General features: G+C 54.4%; 16 protein-coding genes. 13 read left to right on the forward strand and 3 right to left on the reverse strand.

Going from position 1 to position 15,771, the window contains the following annotated elements:
• The first annotated feature begins 224 nt into the window (after window positions 1–224).
• The 13 genes from leuS to lipA all read left to right on the forward strand — a co-directional run bounded on the left by leuS (window position 225) and on the right by lipA (window position 13,764).
• The gene (gene leuS, locus ACQE32_RS09300; RefSeq protein ID WP_427021660.1) at window positions 225–2,807 is read left to right on the forward strand and encodes a leucine--tRNA ligase; all 2,583 of its coding nucleotides are present in this window, start codon (window positions 225–227) and stop codon (window positions 2,805–2,807) included.
• 14 nt (window positions 2,808–2,821) lie between these two features.
• Window positions 2,822–3,424 carry an LPS assembly lipoprotein LptE gene (gene lptE / locus ACQE32_RS09305; protein ID WP_250652102.1) on the forward strand — a complete coding sequence of 201 codons (603 nt, stop codon included), beginning with the start codon at window positions 2,822–2,824 and terminating at the stop codon, window positions 3,422–3,424.
• Entirely contained in the window at window positions 3,421–4,452 is a 1,032-nt protein-coding gene (holA, locus tag ACQE32_RS09310; RefSeq protein ID WP_426980998.1) for a DNA polymerase III subunit delta, read from the forward strand. The genes lptE and holA overlap by 4 nt, the downstream gene beginning before the upstream one ends.
• Window positions 4,453–5,097, forward strand: a complete 645-nt coding sequence (gene nadD, locus ACQE32_RS09315) for a nicotinate-nucleotide adenylyltransferase (RefSeq protein ID WP_426980997.1) — start codon at window positions 4,453–4,455, stop codon at window positions 5,095–5,097.
• Between the two features lie 88 nt (window positions 5,098–5,185).
• Window positions 5,186–5,503, forward strand: coding sequence for a ribosome silencing factor (gene rsfS / locus ACQE32_RS09320; protein WP_085067631.1), 318 nt, complete (start codon window positions 5,186–5,188; stop codon window positions 5,501–5,503).
• 3 nt (window positions 5,504–5,506) lie between these two features.
• Entirely contained in the window at window positions 5,507–5,977 is a 471-nt protein-coding gene (gene rlmH, locus ACQE32_RS09325) for a 23S rRNA (pseudouridine(1915)-N(3))-methyltransferase RlmH (protein ID WP_085067632.1), read from the forward strand.
• A 53-nt stretch (window positions 5,978–6,030) separates the two neighbouring features.
• The gene (gene mrdA / locus ACQE32_RS09330) at window positions 6,031–7,935 is read left to right on the forward strand and encodes a peptidoglycan DD-transpeptidase MrdA (RefSeq protein ID WP_426980996.1); all 1,905 of its coding nucleotides are present in this window, start codon (window positions 6,031–6,033) and stop codon (window positions 7,933–7,935) included.
• A gap of 8 nt (window positions 7,936–7,943) precedes the next feature.
• Complete coding sequence (gene mrdB / locus ACQE32_RS09335) at window positions 7,944–9,056, forward strand: peptidoglycan glycosyltransferase MrdB (RefSeq protein ID WP_250652683.1); 1,113 nt, start codon at window positions 7,944–7,946, stop codon at window positions 9,054–9,056.
• Window positions 9,057–9,066: 10 nt separating this feature from the next.
• Complete coding sequence (gene rlpA / locus ACQE32_RS09340) at window positions 9,067–10,158, forward strand: endolytic peptidoglycan transglycosylase RlpA (protein ID WP_426980995.1); 1,092 nt, start codon at window positions 9,067–9,069, stop codon at window positions 10,156–10,158.
• 149 nt (window positions 10,159–10,307) lie between these two features.
• Window positions 10,308–11,519 (forward strand): D-alanyl-D-alanine carboxypeptidase DacA, encoded by a 1,212-nt coding sequence (gene dacA / locus ACQE32_RS09345; protein WP_426974085.1) that lies wholly within the window; start codon window positions 10,308–10,310, stop codon window positions 11,517–11,519.
• A gap of 99 nt (window positions 11,520–11,618) precedes the next feature.
• Complete coding sequence (gene ybeD, locus ACQE32_RS09350; protein ID WP_085067636.1) at window positions 11,619–11,882, forward strand: DUF493 family protein YbeD; 264 nt, start codon at window positions 11,619–11,621, stop codon at window positions 11,880–11,882.
• Window positions 11,883–11,966: 84 nt separating this feature from the next.
• A complete protein-coding gene (lipB, locus tag ACQE32_RS09355) occupies window positions 11,967–12,626 on the forward strand; it encodes a lipoyl(octanoyl) transferase LipB (RefSeq protein ID WP_426974084.1) in 660 nt (219 codons plus the stop codon).
• A gap of 172 nt (window positions 12,627–12,798) precedes the next feature.
• Window positions 12,799–13,764: a lipoyl synthase gene (gene lipA, locus ACQE32_RS09360; RefSeq protein WP_085067638.1), complete on the forward strand. Its 966-nt coding sequence runs from the start codon at window positions 12,799–12,801 to the stop codon at window positions 13,762–13,764.
• 90 nt (window positions 13,765–13,854) lie between these two features.
• Here the strand turns inward: lipA and tatE are convergent, their stop codons facing one another.
• From tatE to ACQE32_RS09375, 3 genes are all read right to left on the reverse strand, one after another.
• Window positions 13,855–14,055, reverse strand: a complete 201-nt coding sequence (gene tatE, locus ACQE32_RS09365; RefSeq protein ID WP_085067639.1) for a twin-arginine translocase subunit TatE — start codon at window positions 14,053–14,055, stop codon at window positions 13,855–13,857.
• Window positions 14,056–14,215: 160 nt separating this feature from the next.
• The gene (locus ACQE32_RS09370; RefSeq protein WP_427021661.1) at window positions 14,216–15,007 is read right to left on the reverse strand and encodes a deaminated glutathione amidase; all 792 of its coding nucleotides are present in this window, start codon (window positions 15,005–15,007) and stop codon (window positions 14,216–14,218) included.
• Window positions 15,008–15,052: 45 nt separating this feature from the next.
• On the reverse strand, window positions 15,053–15,478 hold the full coding sequence (locus ACQE32_RS09375) for a GNAT family N-acetyltransferase (protein WP_250652096.1): 426 nt from the start codon (window positions 15,476–15,478) through the stop codon (window positions 15,053–15,055).
• Window positions 15,479–15,771 lie beyond the last annotated feature (293 nt).

The following is a 15,771-nucleotide window of genomic DNA, read 5'->3' on the forward strand; positions in this document are numbered from 1 at the left end:
CACTCTGTGTAGCGGGGTTGTCATTAATTCTAGCGCTTCTCGCGAATTTACTCTGCCTGCGCCGCGATTCGCAGCAAATTCTGCAGCCATGCTTCCAGCTTGCAGAGAAATGGCCTGCCGGTTGCCGTCAGGTGTTGTTGCAGCAAAGCCTTATCGGCTATGCTATGCGGATCTTATCTACACAGTTCAGGCTTCGCGCTATTCATAAAGGACCACAGGCTGCCATGCAAGAGCAATACCGCCCGGAAGAGATCGAATCCCATGTTCAACAATACTGGGATCAACAACAGACCTTCAAAGTGACCGAAGAAGAAGGCAAAGAGAAATATTACTGCCTCTCAATGCTGCCCTATCCTTCTGGTCGCCTTCATATGGGCCATGTGCGCAACTACACCATTGGCGATGTGATTGCCCGTTACCAGCGTATGCTGGGTAAAAACGTACTGCAGCCGATCGGCTGGGATGCTTTCGGTCTGCCTGCGGAAGGCGCCGCGGTAAAAAACAAAACCGCGCCGGCCCCCTGGACCTATTCCAATATCGAATACATGAAGAACCAGCTGAAACTGCTGGGCTTTGGCTATGACTGGAGCCGCGAACTGGCCACCTGTCAGCCGGAATATTATCGCTGGGAACAGTGGTTCTTCACCAGGCTGTATGAAAAAGGCCTGGTTTATAAAAAAACTTCAGCGGTTAACTGGTGCCCCAACGACCAAACCGTGTTGGCGAATGAGCAGGTTATTGATGGCTGCTGCTGGCGCTGCGATACCAAAGTTGAGCGTAAAGAGATCCCGCAGTGGTTTATTAAAATCACCGACTACGCCGACGAATTGCTGAACGACCTGGACAAGCTGGAAGACTGGCCGGAACAGGTTAAAACCATGCAGCGTAACTGGATCGGGCGTTCTGAAGGGGTGGAAATCACCTTTGATGTGGACGGCAGCGAAGAGAAAGTTACCGTTTATACCACGCGTCCCGATACCTTTATGGGCGCAACCTACGTGGCGGTAGCCGCAGGTCATCCGCTGGCCACTCAGGCGGCGGTGAATAATCCGGCGCTGGCTGATTTCATTGCCGAGTGCCGTAATACCAAGGTAGCAGAAGCTGAAATGGCTACCATGGAGAAAAAAGGCATGGCGACCGGCCTGTTCGCAATTCATCCGCTGAGCGGTGAAAAAGTGCCGGTTTGGGTCGCTAACTTCGTACTGATGGAGTATGGCACCGGTGCGGTAATGGCTGTTCCCGCTCACGATCAGCGCGACTGGGAATTCGCCACAAAATATGACCTGCCGATTAAACCGGTGGTGCTGAATCTCGACGGCAGCGAGCCAGACGTCAGTGCAGCCGCCATGACCGACAAAGGCGCGCTGTTTAATTCTGCTGAGTTTGATGGTCTTAGTCATGAAGCGGGCTTCAACGCCATCGCTGACCGTCTGGCTGAAAAAGGCGTGGGCGTACGTAAAGTTAACTATCGTCTGCGCGACTGGGGCGTTTCTCGTCAACGTTACTGGGGCGCGCCGATCCCGATGGTCACCCTGGAAGATGGCACGGTAATGCCAACGCCGGAAGATCAGCTGCCGGTTATCCTGCCGGAAGATGTGGTTATGGATGGCATTACCAGCCCGATTAAGGCAGACCCGGAGTGGGCAAAAACCACCGTTAACGGCCAGCCAGCGCTGCGTGAAACCGATACCTTCGATACCTTTATGGAATCGTCCTGGTATTACGCACGTTACACCTGTCCCGACTACGATCAGGGCATGCTCGATCCTGCTGCGGCTAACTACTGGCTGCCGGTGGATCAATATATCGGCGGCATTGAACACGCGATCATGCATCTGATGTATTTCCGCTTCTTCCATAAGCTGCTGCGTGATGCGGGCATGGTCACCTCTGACGAGCCGGCAAAACGCCTGCTGTGCCAGGGCATGGTGTTAGCGGACGCCTTCTATTATCTGGGCGAAAACGGCGAGCGTAACTGGGTTTCTCCGGTAGAGGTCACCGTTGAACGCGATGAGAAAGGGCGTATCGTTAAGGCGGCCGACGCCTCAGGCCGAGAAGTGATCTACGCGGGCATGAGCAAAATGTCAAAATCGAAAAATAACGGTATTGACCCGCAGCTGATGGTAGAGCGCTACGGCGCGGATACTGTTCGCCTGTTTATGATGTTTGCTTCACCGGCAGAGATGACGCTGGAGTGGCAGGAATCAGGCGTTGAAGGCGCTAACCGCTTCCTGAAACGCGTATGGAAGCTGGCTTACGAACACAGTCAGAAAGGCGCTACCGTCGCGCTGGATATCAACAGCCTTAACGATGACCAGAAAGCGCTGCGTCGCGATCTGCATAAAACCATCGCTAAAGTTTCTGATGATATTGGCCGCCGTCAGACCTTCAACACCGCCATCGCGGCGATCATGGAACTGATGAACAAACTGGCGCGCGCGCCGCAGGAAAGCGATCAGGATCGCGCTCTGCTGCAGGAAGCGCTGCTGGCCGTAGTGCGTATGCTTTATCCTTTCACTCCGCACGCCAGCTTTACGCTGTGGCAGGCGCTGGGTGGCGAAGGTGAAATTGACAATGCGCCGTGGCCGGTAGCCGATGAAGCCGCTATGGTGGAAGATTCGGTGCTGGTAGTGGTACAGGTTAATGGCAAAGTGCGCGGTAAAATTACCGTGCCGGCGGATGCGACTCAGGAGCAGGTTCAGGCGCTGGCTGCGCAGGAGCATCTGGTAGCGAAATACCTGGACGGCGTCACCATTCGTAAAGTGATTTACGTCCCGGGCAAACTGCTTAACCTGGTGGTAGGTTAAGTTCAGGAGGAACTGTGCGACATCCGATTTTTACCTTTTTACTTGGCCTGGCGGTACTGGTTACCGCCGGCTGCGGCTTCCATCTGCGTAGCACCACTCAGGTGCCGCATGAGCTGCGTACCCTGGTATTGCAAAGCAGCGATCCCTACGGTCCGTTAGCGCGCACGGTGCGTCAGCAGCTACGCCTGAATAACATTACGATTGTGGAAGCAGAGAATGCGGGCACCCGTACCGATCTGCCTACCCTGCGCCTGGCAGCAGAACGTCAGGGTCAGGATACGGCATCGGTGTTCCAGAACGGCGTCACGGCGGAGTATTCCATGGTAATGACCGTCAGCGCTCAGGTGGTTATCCCTGGTAAGGGGATCTACCCGATCAGCGCCACGACTTATCGTTCCTTCGTGGATAACCCGCTGGCAGCGCTGGCGAAAGATGCCGAGCAAATCATCATCCGTGATGAAATGCGTCAGCGTGTCGCGGAGCAACTGGTCCGTAAGCTGCTGACAGTACACACCGCCCAGCTGAATGATAAAGAGACGCTGCCGTCATCAGATGTGCTGGCACCGGGTGAAGATTCACCGGAAGTCTCCTCCTCTTCGGCTACCAGCCTGCAATGATCAGGATTTACCCTGAGCAACTCCGCACGCAGCTCCATGAGGGGCTGCGTGCCTGTTATCTGCTAATGGGCAATGAACCGCTACTGCTGCAGGAGAGCCATGATGTCATCAAGGCCAGTGCGCAGCAGCAGGGGTTTATTGAACATTTCAGCGTGGTGCTGGATAACCAGACCGACTGGGACAGCGTATTTGGCAACTGTCAGGCGATGAGCCTGTTTGCCAGTCGCCAGACGCTGACCTTAACGCTGCCGGAAAACGGTCCCAACGCAGCGATGGCCAGCCAGCTGGAAAAGCTAAGTACGCTGCTGCATGACGATATTCTGCCAATTATTATCGGCAACAGGCTGACCAAAGCGCAGGAAAACAGCGCCTGGTTTAAATCACTCAGCGCCCAGGCGGTGCTGGTGCCCTGCGCAACGCCTGAGCATGCCCAGCTTCCGCGCTGGGTTGCCGCGCGTGCCAAAAGCATGCAGCTGGATTTGGATGAAGCTGCCTGTCAGCTGCTGTGCTACTGCTATGAAGGGAATCTGCTGGCGCTGGCACAGGCTCTGGAACGTTTATCACTGCTCTGGCCGGACGGCAAACTCACGCTGCCGCGTGTGGAGCAGGCGGTCAGCGATGCAGCGCACTTTACGCCTTTTCACTGGGTTGATGCATTGCTGGCGGGGAAAAGCAAACGCGCCCTGCATATCCTTCGGCAGCTTGCCGCCGAAGAGAGCGAGCCGGTGATTTTAATCCGCACTTTGCAGCGTGAATTGCTGCTGCTGTTGACGCTACAGCGCCAGCAGAGCAACGTTCCGCTGCGAACTCTGTTCGATCAGCATCGCGTATGGCAAAATCGTCGCGCTCTGTTCAGCGAAGCGCTGCAACGCCTGACGTTAGTGCAAATCCGTCAGGCTATTCAGCTGTTAACGCGCCTGGAAATCACTCTTAAACAGGATTACGGCCAGCGGCTGTGGCCGGAGATAGAAACTCTTTCGCTGCTGCTGTGTAATAAAGCCCTTCCTGCGGAATTAGGCGAATTTTAAATGGCTTCTCTGCATGCGCTCTTTGGCGGCACCTTTGATCCGATCCACTACGGCCATCTGAAAACCGTTCAGGCACTGGCGCAGGAGGTCGGTTTACATCAGGTTACACTGCTGCCGAATAATGTCCCGCCGCATCGCCCTCAGCCTGAAGCCAGCGCCGAGCAACGCGTTGCGATGGTCAGGCTGGCGATTGCCGATCGTCCGTTGTTTAACCTTGATACGCGCGAGCTGGAACGTCAGACCCCTTCCTATACGGTGGAAACGCTGGAGCAGCTGCGCGCTGAACGCGGGGCGCATCAGCCGCTGGCCTTTATCATTGGTCAGGACTCACTGCTTAGCCTGCATACATGGCATCGCTGGCAACAGCTAATGGATCTCTGTCATCTGCTGGTTTGCCAGCGCCCAGGTTACGATCGCGCGATGCCAACGTCAGCGCTTCAGGATTGGCTTGAGCAGCATCAGACAGCGGACGCCTCAGCCTTACATCAGCAGCCTGCCGGCCTGATCTGGCTGGCAGATACGCCGCTGGTGCCGGTTTCCGCTACCGATATTCGTCGCCGTCGTCATCAGGGGCTCTCCTGTGAAGATTTGCTTCCGCCCGCGGTTATCGACTATATCAATCATCAGGGCTTATATCGCCCTTGATAAGCGCATGTTATACTGCGCCGCTCAATTTTTCAGGCGCCGCGAAGCGCGTTTGACAGACAACAGAAACGCTTAAAAGGTGAACCTTTTGCAAGGTAAAGAACTCCAAGATTTCGTTATTGATAAGATTGATGATCTGAAAGGTCAGGACATTATTGCTATCAACGTGCAGGGTAAATCCAGCATTACCGATTGTATGATCATCTGTACCGGCACCTCTTCCCGTCACGTGATGTCTATTGCCGATCACGTTATGGAAGAGTCCCGCGCTGCGGGCCTGATCCCGCTTGGCGTGGAAGGGAAAAACGTTGCCGACTGGGTGGTGGTCGACCTCGGTGAAATTATTGTTCACGTCATGCAGGAAGAGAGTCGTCACCTGTATGAGCTGGAAAAGCTCTGGAGTTAAGTCGTGAAGTTGCAGCTTGTTGCCGTAGGCACCAAAATGCCGGACTGGGTTCAAACCGGCTTTATGGAATACCTGCGTCGCTTTCCAAAAGATATGCCGCTGGAGTTGACCGAGGTCACTGCCGGCAAGCGCGGTAAAAACGCGGATATCAAACGCATTCTTGAAAAAGAAGGGGAAGCGATGCTGGCTGCCGTCGGCAAGGGTAACCGTATTGTGACGCTGGATATTCCCGGACAACCCTGGGAAACGCCACAGCTTGCCCAACAGCTGGAGCGCTGGAAACAGGATGGCCGCGATGTCAGCCTGCTGATTGGCGGCCCGGAAGGGTTGTCGCCAGCCTGCAAAGCTGCAGCGGAACAGAGCTGGTCTCTTTCAGCGCTTACGCTGCCTCATCCGCTGGTACGCGTGTTGGTTGCAGAAAGCCTGTATCGTGCATGGAGCATTACTGCGAATCATCCTTATCATCGTGAATAATCCGGATCATCGTGAATAATCCGATAAGGCCAAACGGACATCTCAAACAGCGGATGAAATCTCAACGTAACGCTTTTCGTGACTATACTGCCGAGCAAACCCTGTTTGTACGGCGGGCGCTGCTGGCGTTCGTCGGTATTTTATTGCTCTCCGGTATTCTGGTCTTCAACCTGTATCATCTGCAGATCTTACGCTTCGAAGATTACAGCACCCGCTCTAACCAAAACCGCATCAAGCTGGTGCCGGTGGCGCCCAGCCGCGGCATTATCTATGACCGCAACGGCACGCCGCTGGCGCTGAACCGCACCATTTATCAGGCGGAGCTGGTGCCGGAAAAAGTTGATAACCTCAAACAGACGCTACAGGCGCTGCGGCCGGTGCTCGATCTCACCGATGATGATATTGAGAATTTTGAGAAAGAGCGCAAGCGGTCGCGTCGCTTTACCTCCATCCCCTTAAAAACCGCGCTGAATGATGTGCAGGTTGCCCGTTTCGCCGTGAACCAGTATCGCTTTCCCGGCGTTGAGGTAAAAGGTTACCAGCGGCGCTACTACCCTTACGGTCAAACGCTGACCCATGTGGTGGGCTACGTCTCTAAAATTAACGATCGTGACGTAGCGCGCCTGGATAAAGAGGGTAAATGGCCTAACTATGCGGCAACGCACGATATCGGCAAGCTGGGCATTGAGAACTATTACGAAGATGTGCTGCACGGCAAAACCGGCTATGAAGAGGTTGAGGTCAACAACCGTGGCCGTGTGATCCGTCAGTTACATGAGCAGTCGCCGCAGGCCGGGCGTGATATCTGGCTGACCATCGATCTTAAGCTGCAACAATATATTGAGACGCTGCTGGTCGGCAGCCGCGCGGCGGTGGTGGTGAGCGATCCGCGTACCGGCGAGATTCTGGCGATGGTTTCCACGCCAAGCTACGATCCAAACCTGTTTGTTGATGGCATTTCCAGCAAGGATTATAAGGCGCTGCTGCAGGATGAAAACCGCCCGCTTTATAACCGTGCGATTCAGGCCGCGTATCCGCCGGCATCAACAGTGAAGCCCTATGTCGCCGTCTCCGCGTTAAGCGCCGGGGTTATCAATCGTAACACCAGCCTGTTCGATCCTGGCTGGTGGCAGCTGCCCGGCTCTGAAAAACGTTACCGCGACTGGAAAAAGTGGGGACACGGTCGGCTGAATGTGACCAAATCCCTTGAAGAGTCAGCGGATACCTTCTTCTATCAGGTTGCCTATGATATGGGTATCGATCGCCTGTCAGAGTGGATGAATAAATTTGGCTACGGCCAGCGCACCGGTATCGATTTGCCGCAGGAAAACCCCGGCAATATGCCGACGCGCGAATGGAAAATGAAGCGCTTTAAAAAGCCGTGGTATCAGGGTGATACTATTCCGGTGGGTATCGGTCAGGGCTACTGGACGGCAACGCCGCTGCAGATGAACAAAGCGTTGATGATCTTAATCAACGACGGCTTAATCAAAACGCCACATTTGCTGCGCGCCACGCGGGAAAACAACGTGCTGGTGCCTTATCGTCAGCCGCCGTCTGCCCCGATTGGCGATATTCACTCCGGCTATTGGGAGATTGCAAAAGATGGCATGTACGGCGTAGCTAACCGGCCTAACGGCACCGCACATAAAAGTTTTGACAACGCGCCCTATAAAATTGCCGCAAAATCCGGTACGGCACAGGTGTTCGGCCTGAAAGAGAATGAAACCTATAATGCGCACAAAATTGCAGAACGGCTGCGCGACCATAAGTTAATGACTGCGTTTGCACCTTACGATAAGCCGCGCGTAGCGGTAACCATCATCCTGGAGAATGGCGGTGCAGGTCCGGCTGTGGGCACGGTGATGCGCCAGATCCTCGACCACATTATGTTAGGCGATAATAATACGGTGCTGCCGGATGCCGCGCCGACCCCGCCCGGTTATGAAGGTGAATAACGATGTCCATGAACGATAATCCGCAAAAAAAATCGATCTGGACCAAGATTCATATCGATCCCCTGTTCCTGATTATTATCTCCTGCCTGCTGATCTACAGTGCCTTTGTTATGTGGAGCGCCAGCGGTCAGGATCCCGGCATGATGGAGCGTAAAATCGGCCAGATTTTTATGGGACTGGCGGTAATGGTGGCGATGGCGCAGGTGCCGCCGCGCGTCTATGAAGGCTGGGCGCCCTACCTTTATCTGGTTTGCGTGGTGCTATTGATTGCGGTAGATGCCTTCGGGCATATCAGTAAAGGCGCGCAGCGCTGGCTGGATCTTGGCATAGTTCGCTTTCAGCCTTCGGAGATCGCAAAAATCGCCGTTCCGCTGATGGTGGCGCGTTTTATTAACCGCGATATTTGCCCGCCGACGTTAAAGAATACCGGTATTGCGCTGGTGCTGATTTTTGTGCCCACGCTGTTGGTAGCCGCTCAGCCCGATCTCGGCACCTCGATTCTGGTTGCCACTTCTGGCCTGTTCGTGCTGTTCTTAGCCGGTATGAACTGGAAGCTGATCGGCGTGGCCGTACTGCTGGTCGCCGCCTTTATTCCGATACTGTGGTTTTTCCTGATGCACGATTATCAGCGTGACCGCGTGATGATGCTGCTCGACCCGGAAAGCGATCCGCTAGGTGCCGGTTATCATATTATTCAGTCGAAGATCGCTATCGGCTCTGGTGGCCTGCGCGGTAAAGGCTGGCTGCATGGCACCCAGTCACAGCTGGAGTTTCTGCCGGAGCGTCATACCGACTTTATCTTTGCGGTGCTGGCTGAAGAGCTGGGGCTGGTAGGCGTCCTGATCCTGCTGGCCCTCTATCTGATGCTGATCATGCGCGGCCTGGTTATCGCTGCGCGTGCTCAAACCACGTTTGGCCGGGTAATGGCTGGCGGCCTGATGCTGATTTTGTTTGTCTACGTTTTCGTTAATATTGGCATGGTTAGTGGTATCTTACCGGTGGTTGGCGTTCCTTTGCCGCTGGTAAGCTACGGTGGCTCGGCGCTGATTGTACTGATGGCTGGATTTGGCATCGTTATGTCGATTCACACACACCGAAAATTATTGTCTAAAAGCGTTTAAGAGGCTCTCGATGCGTAAGGATTGGCTTTGGGTGGGTGCAGCTTCGCTGCTGCTCGCCGCCTGTACGACTCCCACAGAACAGCAGACGCCCGCTCCGCAGCAGCCTGCTTATAACGGCCCGGTTGTGGAGATCGGCGGCGTCGAGCCGCGCTATGAGCCGATAAATCCGGCCACCAGCCAGGATTACAGCGTCAATGGCAAAACCTGGCGGATTATAAAAGATCCCTCTAACTATAGCGAAACCGGACTGGCCAGCTGGTATAGCGAGCAGGCCAACGGTACGCGTACCGCTACCGGTGAAACCTTCGATCAGGAAGGGTTAACCGCAGCTCACCCTACCCTGCCCCTGCCCAGCTATGTGCGGGTAACCAACCTTGCCAACGGCAGGCAACTGGTGGTGCGCGTTAACGATCGCGGCCCTTACACGCCAGGCCGCATTATTGACCTTTCGCGCGCGGCCGGGGATCGACTGAACATATCTAATAACACGCGCGTACGTGTTGATTACATCAAGGTTGCGCCGGACGGCTCGCTTTCCGGTCCTGGCACCATTGGCACCGTGGTTGCCAAACAGAGCTACGCCTTACCGTCGCCTCCCGATATCGGTGGCGGAACCATGATGATGGGCGGCTCCGCTGCGGCGGGACAGCCAGCAGCGACTGAACAGCCGCAAAATATACATCCAGTGGATAACAGTACGCTCACCAGCGATAGCTCAATCGGCGCACCGGTACGCAGCAGCGGCTTCCTTGGTGCACCAACGCCGCTCCATGCGGGCGTACTGGAAGGCAGCGAGCCAGAAACGCCAGCGGCCTCGCCATCGCCTGCGGCTGGCAGCGTGTCGGCGGCGGCACCCTCTGCGGCAGCGGGAAATTATGTGGTCCAGGTTGGCGCGCTCAGCGATGCCGGTCGGGCGCAACAGTGGGCGGAGAAACTGAAATCGCAGTTTGGCGTACCGGGTACGGTAGCCAGCAGCGGTAAACTTTATCGCGTACAGCTGGGACCGTTTGCTTCCCGTCAACAGGCGGCGGCGCTGCAGCAGCGGCTGATTAGTGAAGCCAGTCAGCAATCCTTTATTACCGTGATTCAAAGCGGCATGTAAAAACCAACGGCGGCCACTTTGCGTTAAGACAACAGAAAACAGGCTGGCTGTTTATTTTGTCAACGCAAAGTTGGGTGCCTGTAAAAACGCCTTTTGCTATAGTAAGGCACTTTTTTTCACTAACCTCCACGGATGATGTTGTCCTTAACATGAATACGCTGAAAACCTGTCACTATTTTAAGCGCCTGGCGGCGGGCACCGTGATTGCCCTGAGCCTGAGCCAGGCCGCGCTGGCTGAAGATATTAATCTTAAAACCATGATCCCTGGCGTACCGGAGATTGACGCAGAAGCGTATATCCTGATCGACTATAACTCCGGGAAAGTCCTTGCTGAAAAGAATGCCGACGCGCGTCGCGACCCGGCCAGCCTGACCAAAATGATGACCAGTTATGTTATTGGCCAGGCGGTGAAAGCAGGCAAAATTCATCAGGACGATATGGTTACCGTGGGCCAGGATGCCTGGGCGACCGGAAATCCGGTGTTCCGTGGTTCTTCGCTGATGTTTCTGAAGCCGGGTGATCGCGTACCGGTTTCCCAGCTGACGCGCGGTATCGTGCTGCAGTCCGGCAATGATGCCTGCGTCGCTATGGCAGACTATGTGGCAGGCAGTCAGGATGCGTTTGTCGGCCTGATGAACAACTATGTCAAAGCGCTGGGCTTGCAAAACACTCACTTCCAGACGGTGCATGGTCTGGATGCAGATGGCCAGTATAGTTCCGCGCGCGATATGGCGCTGATTGGTCAGGCGCTGATCCGTGATGTGCCGGAAGAGTATGCGGTTTATAAAGAGAAAGAGTTCACTTTCAACAATATTCGTCAGATGAACCGTAACGGCCTGCTGTGGGATACCAGCCTGAACGTCGACGGCATCAAAACGGGCCATACCTCCGCAGCCGGTTATAACCTGGTCGCGTCTGCGACTGAAGGCCAGATGCGTCTGATCTCGGCGGTACTGGGCGGCCATACTTATAAAGGCCGTGAAGTTGAAAGTAAAAAGCTGTTGACCTGGGGCTTCCGTTTCTTTGAAACCGTTGCGCCGTTGAAAGCTGGAAAAGAGTTCGCCTCTGAGCCAGTATGGTTTGGCAACAGCGATCGCGTTCAGCTTGGTGTCAGTAAGGATATGTATCTGACCATTCCACGCGGACGGATGAAAGATCTGAAAGCCAGCTACGTGCTGAGCAATACCGAACTGCATGCGCCGCTGCAGAAAAATCAGGTGGTCGGTACCATTAACTTCCAGCTGGATGGCAAAACAATTGAGCAACGCCCGTTAGTGGTACTGAATGAAGTGCCGGAAGGGGGTTTCTTTAGCCGCATCGTGGATTATATTAAGCTGATGTTCCACCACTGGTTCGGTTAAGGCGCGAGGCGGTTGATATTCGCTCTGTTCGCCCTTATATCCTGATTATGTGTAAGCTCCCGCTGCGGCGGGAGTCTTTTTTTTAGCACCGGAGTCTCTATGAAAACCAAACTGAACGAACTGCTCGAATTTCCCTGTTCTTTTACCTATAAAGTCATGGGACTGGCACAGCCGGAGCTGGTTGATCACGTGGTGGAAGTGGTGCAGCGTCATGCGCCAGGCGATTATACGCCAGATGTAAAACCCAGCAGCAAAGGCAACTATCACTCTGTCTCGATTACCATCACCGCGACGCATATTGAGCAGGTTGAAACGCTGTATGAAGAGCTGGGCAAAATCGAAATTGTGCGTATGGTGCTGTAATTCCATGCGCGTCAGCCTGGGCGGGTAGAGCTCGTCCAGGAGCAGCGTTATACTTCCCTCTTTATCTGGAACGGAAAGCACGTTTTGCAGCAGCCTCCTCTTATTGTTCGCCCGTTGGGTCTGCGCCCCTGGGAATCTGTCTCTCTTGCCATGCATCAGTTTACTGATAGCCGTACTGCCGATACGCCGGATGAGCTGTGGCTGGTAGAGCATCCTGCGGTTTTTACGCAGGGTCAGGCGGGTAAGGCTGAGCATTTACTGATGCCCGGCGATATTCCCGTGGTGCAGAGCGATCGCGGCGGCCAGGTGACCTATCACGGCCCGGGGCAGCAGATATTGTACGTATTAATCGATCTGAAACGCCGCAAGCTGGGTGTACGTCAGTTGGTTACCGCTATCGAACAAACGGTGGTTGAGACGCTGGCGCATTATGATGTGGCAGCCTATGCGCGCCCCGATGCTCCCGGCGTCTATGTGGATGGCAAAAAAATCTGTTCGCTCGGGCTACGTATTCGTCAGGGCTGCTCTTTTCATGGGCTGGCATTGAATATCGCTATGGACCTTGCGCCTTTTCAGCGCATTAATCCCTGCGGCTACGCCGGACTGGAGATGACGCAGCTAAGTGCGTTTCGTGCTGGTATCACGCCGCAAGAGGTGCAGCCCGTGCTGATTGAAAAGTTTTTGCAGCAGGTGGCGATCCCGTCGGCCAGCTGGCAACCAGCGGAGCACTCTGCTTTTTTGTAAAGGTGCAGGCTGCTTTACAAATTTGCAACTTTTTAGCACGCCGTCAGGCTGTTTGTCAGGCGCTGAAATGATATAATTTTTGCACTTTTTTCAAATAAAGTTGAAAAAGCAGCCGGCTCGTTGAGTTACCGCCTCTTTTCAAACTGCAATCCAACCTGGAAACTGCAAGCTTATGAGTAAACCGATTCAGATGGAACGCGGCGTCAAATATCGCGACGCAGACAAAATGGCGTTAATCCCGGTGAAAACCGTGGTAACCGAGCGCCAGGAGTTGTTGCGCAAGCCGGAATGGATGAAGATCAAACTGCCCGCCGACTCCAGCCGTATTCAGGGCATTAAAGCGGCGATGCGTAAAAACGGTCTGCACTCTGTCTGTGAAGAGGCCTCCTGCCCTAACCTTGCAGAATGTTTTAACCACGGTACGGCCACCTTTATGATCCTGGGTGCCATCTGTACTCGTCGCTGCCCATTCTGCGACGTGGCGCATGGTCGCCCGCTTACGCCAGACAGCAACGAGCCAGCCAAACTGGCACAAACCATTGCCGATATGGGCCTGCGCTATGTGGTCGTGACCTCAGTGGATCGCGACGATCTGCGTGACGGCGGCGCACAGCATTTTGCCGATTGCATCACCGCAATTCGTGAAAAAAACCCAACGATAAAAATCGAAACGCTGGTACCAGATTTCCGTGGCCGTATGGATCGTGCGCTGGAGATCCTGACCGCAACGCCGCCGGATGTGTTTAACCACAACCTGGAAAACGTGCCGCGTATCTATCGTCAGGTGCGTCCCGGCGCTAACTATGAGTGGTCGCTGAAACTGCTGGAGCGTTTCAAAGAAGCACATCCGGATATCCCGACCAAATCGGGCCTGATGGTGGGTCTGGGCGAAACCAATGCGGAAATTATCGAAGTGATGCGCGATCTGCGTCGTCATGGCGTGACCATGCTTACGCTGGGTCAGTACCTGCAGCCAAGCCGTCATCACCTGCCGGTTCAGCGCTATGTCAGCCCGGCAGAATTTGATGAAATGAAAGAAGAAGCGTTGGCGATGGGCTTTACCCACGCCGCCTGCGGTCCTTTTGTACGCTCTTCTTATCACGCCGATCTGCAGGCGAAAGGGCTGGAAGTTAAATAAGCGCTTTGTTGCAAAAAAACGCAGCCATGAGCTGCGTTTTTTTATTACCGCTGCGAAGTTACAATTTGTAACTTAACGCTGCCGCAGGGGTTACTCTTTATGGGTGACGCGCTCAGCAGGCATTTCTTCTGCTTTCGCAGCCGGTGCCGCATCCTCATCCTTCATCGCTTTTTTAAAGCCTTTAATGGCGGCACCTAAATCACCACCCAGCGAACGGAGTTTATTCGTACCGAACAGCAGTACGATCAACGCACCAATAACCAGTAACTTGGCAATGCTGATACCTTCCATAACACCTATTTACCTTAAACGAGAAGCCAACGTCGGCTATTAACGCGCAGAACGTTACCCAATACAACCGCCACTTGTAACAGATTACAAATTTTTTTGACGCGCAAAACAAGGGGGTGGTTGCTTATTCAGCTCCGGCTCGCCTGAGCGATATCAGGCGTCAGGCATTCAGTTCGGGGCGGCTAAAGCGACGATTGGCTAAAACCGGCAGCCTTTCGCGGGCGCTTTTAACGCGCTGCGCATCCAGTTCGGCAAATACCAGCGCCGGGTTTTCCGCAGCGCGGGCAATGGCGACGCCCAGCGGATCGACAATCAGGCTGCTGCCGATATTACGTGGTCCGCATTCGCCTACCGCAATCACATAACAGGTATTTTCCAGCGCCCTTGCGGTAACCAGCACGTCCCAGTGCATCTCTTTTAGCGGCCCTCTGACCCACGCCGATGGCAGTACCAGCACATCGGCACCATCCAGCGCCAGGCGACGTGCCAGCTCCGGGAAACGGATATCGTAACAGGTCATCATGCCGACTTTCATTTCGCCCACTTTCAGCAAAGGCGGAACAGCCAGGCCAGCGGTGACGTGCTGTGATTCCTGCATCGCGAATGCATCGTAAAGATGCAGCTTATCGTAGCGTGCAACAATTTCCCCGCCGCGCAGAGCCACCTGTGCGTTAATCGCCCGCTGTGAGCCATCAGGGACATAGAGGGTCAATATCGTCGTTAGCGTGCTTTCACGGCTGGCAGCCAGCAACTGAGTCAGAAAAGGGCCATCCAGCGGCTGTGCCTCTCTTACCGCCAGCCCTGGGTCCTGGATATCGGTCGCTAATACCGCTTCAGGCAGCACCAGCAATGCAGCGTCTGCCTGCTGCGCCTGCTGCATCAGCTCAATACAGGTATGCGCATTTTGCTGCCATTCACGCGCGACAGCAAACTGCCCCATAGCGACTTTCATCTTCTTCCCTCCCTTACGCTGACCCGCTGTCAGAACCATGATCTCTTACGCCAGCCGTTTGATACGGTAGCAGGGCGATTCGCTATAGCCTTCACGCGCATAAAACTGGTTAGCTTTGATACGCGCCTCATGGCAATGCACCTCCATGCGATCGCAGCCCCGTTCACGCGCCAGCTGTTCAGCATGCTGTAGCAAATGCTGCCCGACGCCCTTGCTACGCTCACCGTCGGCAATACAGAAATAGCTGATACGAGCAAAGTCACCGGCCAGCGCCAGCTGTGGAATAAAATGCAGTGATAAAAAGCCCAGCACGGTTTGCCTGTCCTCGGCCACCATCAACATCTCATCGGGATGGTCAATCAACTGCTGTAAGCGGTGGTTCATCAGGCCTTCGGTGCCACCGTAGCCTAATTCATGCAGTAAAGAGATTAAGGCGAAACTGTCTTTAGTTTGAGCTGGCCTGATGTTCATTGCGGCTCCTTCAGATACGCTTACCGCGTTGGGGTTACCTGTTTATAGCTGTAGTTAAGGCAGGGAAGCAAGCGGATACCGCAGGTAAAACATAACTCCCGCTTTTTATGTGCGGTCACGCAATAATTAATGTTTCCTTAACCTTACGACGGCACACTGAGGGAAGATTTTACGGGAAGGAGTAATAATGAAAAATTTGATGCCGCGTAGCCTGTCTGAACTCTTTGCTCTGACGTTAAGCTGCGTTTCGCTGATTGGTTTTATCGGTTTATATCTCTACCGCTGACTCAGGC

This window comes from Pantoea sp. FN0302, assembly GCF_050113775.1.
Lineage (GTDB): Bacteria > Pseudomonadota > Gammaproteobacteria > Enterobacterales > Enterobacteriaceae > Mixta > Mixta alhagi.

What these genes read in the sequence shown, in the direction of transcription:
- leuS (WP_427021660.1), top strand. Translation starts at nt 225, where the DNA reads ATGCAAGAGCAATACCGCCCGGAAGAGATCGAATCCCATGTTCAACAA.
- holA (WP_426980998.1), top strand. Translation starts at nt 3,421, where the DNA reads ATGATCAGGATTTACCCTGAGCAACTCCGCACGCAGCTCCATGAGGGG.
- nadD (WP_426980997.1), top strand. Translation starts at nt 4,453, where the DNA reads ATGGCTTCTCTGCATGCGCTCTTTGGCGGCACCTTTGATCCGATCCAC.
- mrdA (WP_426980996.1), top strand. Translation starts at nt 6,031, where the DNA reads ATGAAATCTCAACGTAACGCTTTTCGTGACTATACTGCCGAGCAAACC.
- mrdB (WP_250652683.1), top strand. Translation starts at nt 7,944, where the DNA reads ATGAACGATAATCCGCAAAAAAAATCGATCTGGACCAAGATTCATATC.
- rlpA (WP_426980995.1), top strand. Translation starts at nt 9,067, where the DNA reads ATGCGTAAGGATTGGCTTTGGGTGGGTGCAGCTTCGCTGCTGCTCGCC.
- dacA (WP_426974085.1), top strand. Translation starts at nt 10,308, where the DNA reads ATGAATACGCTGAAAACCTGTCACTATTTTAAGCGCCTGGCGGCGGGC.
- ybeD (WP_085067636.1), top strand. Translation starts at nt 11,619, where the DNA reads ATGAAAACCAAACTGAACGAACTGCTCGAATTTCCCTGTTCTTTTACC.
- lipA (WP_085067638.1), top strand. Translation starts at nt 12,799, where the DNA reads ATGAGTAAACCGATTCAGATGGAACGCGGCGTCAAATATCGCGACGCA.
- tatE (WP_085067639.1), bottom strand. Translation starts at nt 14,055, where the DNA reads ATGGAAGGTATCAGCATTGCCAAGTTACTGGTTATTGGTGCGTTGATC.
- ACQE32_RS09370 (WP_427021661.1), bottom strand. Translation starts at nt 15,007, where the DNA reads ATGAAAGTCGCTATGGGGCAGTTTGCTGTCGCGCGTGAATGGCAGCAA.
- ACQE32_RS09375 (WP_250652096.1), bottom strand. Translation starts at nt 15,478, where the DNA reads ATGAACATCAGGCCAGCTCAAACTAAAGACAGTTTCGCCTTAATCTCT.